Source organism: Pseudoduganella sp. RAF53_2 (assembly GCF_052113985.1).
Lineage (GTDB): Bacteria > Pseudomonadota > Gammaproteobacteria > Burkholderiales > Burkholderiaceae_D > Rugamonas.
The window spans coordinates 1-2,714 of record NZ_JBFRDW010000742.1 but is presented as its reverse complement, the minus strand read 5'-3'; the positions used below and the strand labels follow the sequence as shown (position 1 = coordinate 2,714).

Here is a 2,714-nt window from a genome sequence, read left to right as displayed (position 1 = left end):
GAACGTGATTGGCCCGTACGAGCTGCAGGACTTCAATCTGTACTACACGCTGCGCTTCGGCTTCCAGCCGTCCAAGGTGGCCTTCCTGTCCTACCACGCGTGGAAGGACCGCGAAGTGGGGCAGTGGCCGGAGGACGAGCATGTCCAGCRCAACCAGTACGAACTGAAGGACATCAAGCACAACCTGGGCATCTTCCTGAAACGCTTCTTCCAGACCAGCCAGTTCAAGCGCACTTGCGTGCCGAACGCGCCGAAGGTCGGCTCGGGCGGATCGCTGTCGCCGCGCGGCGACTGGCGCGCGCCAAGCGATTCCGAAGCCGCCGTGTGGCTGGAAAATCTCAAGACTGTGCCCGACGCCTAATCACTATAAGGAGAACCGCAATGAAGCAAATTACCGCCATCATCAAGCCATTCAAGCTGGACGAAGTGCGCGAAGCGCTGGCTGAAGTGAACGTCACCGGCCTGACCGTGACGGAAGTGAAGGGCTTCGGCCGCCAGAAAGGCCATACGGAACTGTATCGCGGCGCGGAGTATGTCGTGGACTTCCTGCCGAAAGTGAAAGTGGAAGTGGTGGTCGATGACGGCGTGGCCGAACAGGTCGTGGACGCCGTGATCAAGGCCGCCCGCACCGGCAAGATCGGCGACGGCAAGATCTTCGTGCAGAACATCGAGCAGGTGATCCGCATCCGCACCGGCGAAACCGGCCCGGACGCCGTTTAATCATGCGTGGCGGGCCGGGCGCCCGCTAGTGCGCTTAGGTGGAGCCGCGCAGCTTGAGGTCAAACTTCCAGCTGACCAGGCGCATGGCCATGATCAGCGCCGCGCTCGACCACAGCGCCACGTCATCGGACACGCTGGTGTACTGCAGCCCGATGTAGAACCAGCAGCCGAAGAAAGCGCAGATGGCGTAAGGCTTCCCGTCGCGGAAGACCATCGGCACCTCGTTGCACAGCACATCGCGCAGTACGCCGCCGAAGATGCCGGTAATCACGCCCATCATGGACGCGATAAACAGCGGCATCCCCGCCGCCAGTGCCTGGGCTACGCTCGCCACTGCGAACAGGCCGAGGCCTGCCGCATCGGCAATCACGATCAGCCGTTCGGAAACGATATGTCTTAATTGCTTGATGAAGGGCGCCGCGCACAGGGCGACCACGAAGAGCAGAATCGTATATTCCTGATGCGCCACCCAGAACAGGGGACGCTTGTCCAGCAGCACATCACGCATGGTACCGCCGCCAAATGCGGTGATGAAGGCGACGATGAAGACACCGACGATGTCCATCCGCTTGCGCCGGGCTTCAATAAACCCCGAGAACGCCCCAACCAGGATTGCCACGACCTCGATAATCGTAATGAGCGAGACGTGTGGGACGATTTTCATGCGTTGTAGTTATTGGTTGCAAATAACTACAGATTAGCATCCCACCCACAAGAGTTGCAAACACGCGCACCAAACGGGGCCGTAAATGGGGACGCAATAATATTTAGCGGACTGGAGCGAGAGCGGCGCGGAGGAGGACCATCAGGGCGCCTTCGCCGCCTTCGGCTGCGTTTGCCTGAGTGAAGGCGATGACGCCGTCGGTTTGCACCAGCCAGCTGTGGACCATGGACTTCAGCACCGGTTCGCCGCCGCGCGAGCCGAAGCCGCGGCCGTGGATGACGCATACGCAGCGGTAGTTGCGCTGCGCAGCCTTGGTGAGGAACTGGCCGATAGCGTTGCGGGCGTCGTCGCGGCGCAGGCCGTGGAGGTCGAGCTCGTCCTGCACTGGCCAGTAGCCTTTGCGCAGGCGCTTCATCACGTCGACGCCGACGCCGGGTGCGAGGTAGTTCAGTGCCGGGTCTTCTTCGATGTAGTGATCGACATCGAACTGGTCGGACAGCATGGATTCGCGCAGCACGGCGGCATCATCGGCGGCCTGCTCGGCGGCGTTCAGCGGCTTGCGCGGGCCGGATTTTGCAGCCGCAGCGCGGGCGGCATCCGAAAAAGGCGCCTTGGCAATCGGCGCCACATAGCGGTCCGACGGTTTCATTTTCTGCACGCCGCCCATCGAGGTGGCAAAGACGTTCGCCGCCGCAGCCGCCGCCTTTTCGCGCTGTACGCGCTCCTTCTCGGCGACGGCCTTGGCTTCTTCCTGTTCCTTCAGCTGCTTGCCAAAGCCTTTCAGGTCGGCGAACGACTTCATACGACGATTACTCCTGTCCTTCGAGGTAGCGCTGTGCGTCCAGTGCGGCCATGCAGCCGGTACCGGCCGAGGTGATGGCCTGGCGGTACACGTGGTCCTGCACGTCGCCGGCGGCGAACACGCCCGGTACGGAGGTGGCGGTGGCCATGCCTTCGGTGCCGGTGCGGGTTTTGATGTAGCCGTTGTGCATTTCCAGCTGGCCTTCGAAGATGCCGGTGTTCGGCTTGTGGCCGATGGCGATGAACAGGCCGTGCACGGAAACTTCGCTCAGGCCGCCGTCGTTGTGCTGGATCACGATGCCGGTCACGCCGGAGTCGTCGCCCTTCACTTCGTGCAGGTTGGAGTTCAGTTTCAGTTCGATCTTGCCTTCAGCGACCTTGGCCATCAAGCGGTCCACCAGGATAGGCTCGGCGCGGAACTTGTCGCGGCGGTGCACCAGGGTGACCTTGGTGGCGATATTGGACAGGTACAGCGCTTCCTCGACAGCGGTATTGCCGCCRCCGACCACGGCCACTTCCTGGCCACGGT

General features: G+C 62.2%; 4 protein-coding genes and 1 pseudogene. 2 read left to right on the top strand and 3 right to left on the bottom strand.

The genetic code is table 11. From position 1 onward, the window contains the following. Positions 1 to 361: pseudogene (gene nadE, locus AB4Z11_RS28775) on the top strand (NAD(+) synthase); the annotation flags it as partial. A gap of 20 nt (positions 362 to 381) precedes the next feature. Continuing rightward, the gene (locus AB4Z11_RS28770; protein WP_442029243.1) at positions 382 to 720 is read left to right on the top strand and encodes a P-II family nitrogen regulator; all 339 of its coding nucleotides are present in this window, start codon (positions 382 to 384) and stop codon (positions 718 to 720) included. A 34-nt stretch (positions 721 to 754) separates the two neighbouring features. Here AB4Z11_RS28770 and AB4Z11_RS28765 read toward each other — a convergent pair whose 3' ends face one another. The 3 genes from AB4Z11_RS28765 to AB4Z11_RS28755 form a co-directional block, all read right to left on the bottom strand. Further along, the gene (locus AB4Z11_RS28765; RefSeq protein WP_442029242.1) at positions 755 to 1,384 is read right to left on the bottom strand and encodes a trimeric intracellular cation channel family protein; all 630 of its coding nucleotides are present in this window, start codon (positions 1,382 to 1,384) and stop codon (positions 755 to 757) included. A gap of 103 nt (positions 1,385 to 1,487) precedes the next feature. Further along, positions 1,488 to 2,186, bottom strand: coding sequence for a Smr/MutS family protein (locus AB4Z11_RS28760; protein WP_442029241.1), 699 nt, complete (start codon positions 2,184 to 2,186; stop codon positions 1,488 to 1,490). A gap of 7 nt (positions 2,187 to 2,193) precedes the next feature. Beyond that, a partial coding sequence (locus AB4Z11_RS28755) for an NAD(P)/FAD-dependent oxidoreductase (protein WP_442029240.1) occupies positions 2,194 to 2,714 on the bottom strand: 521 nt, incomplete at its 5' end.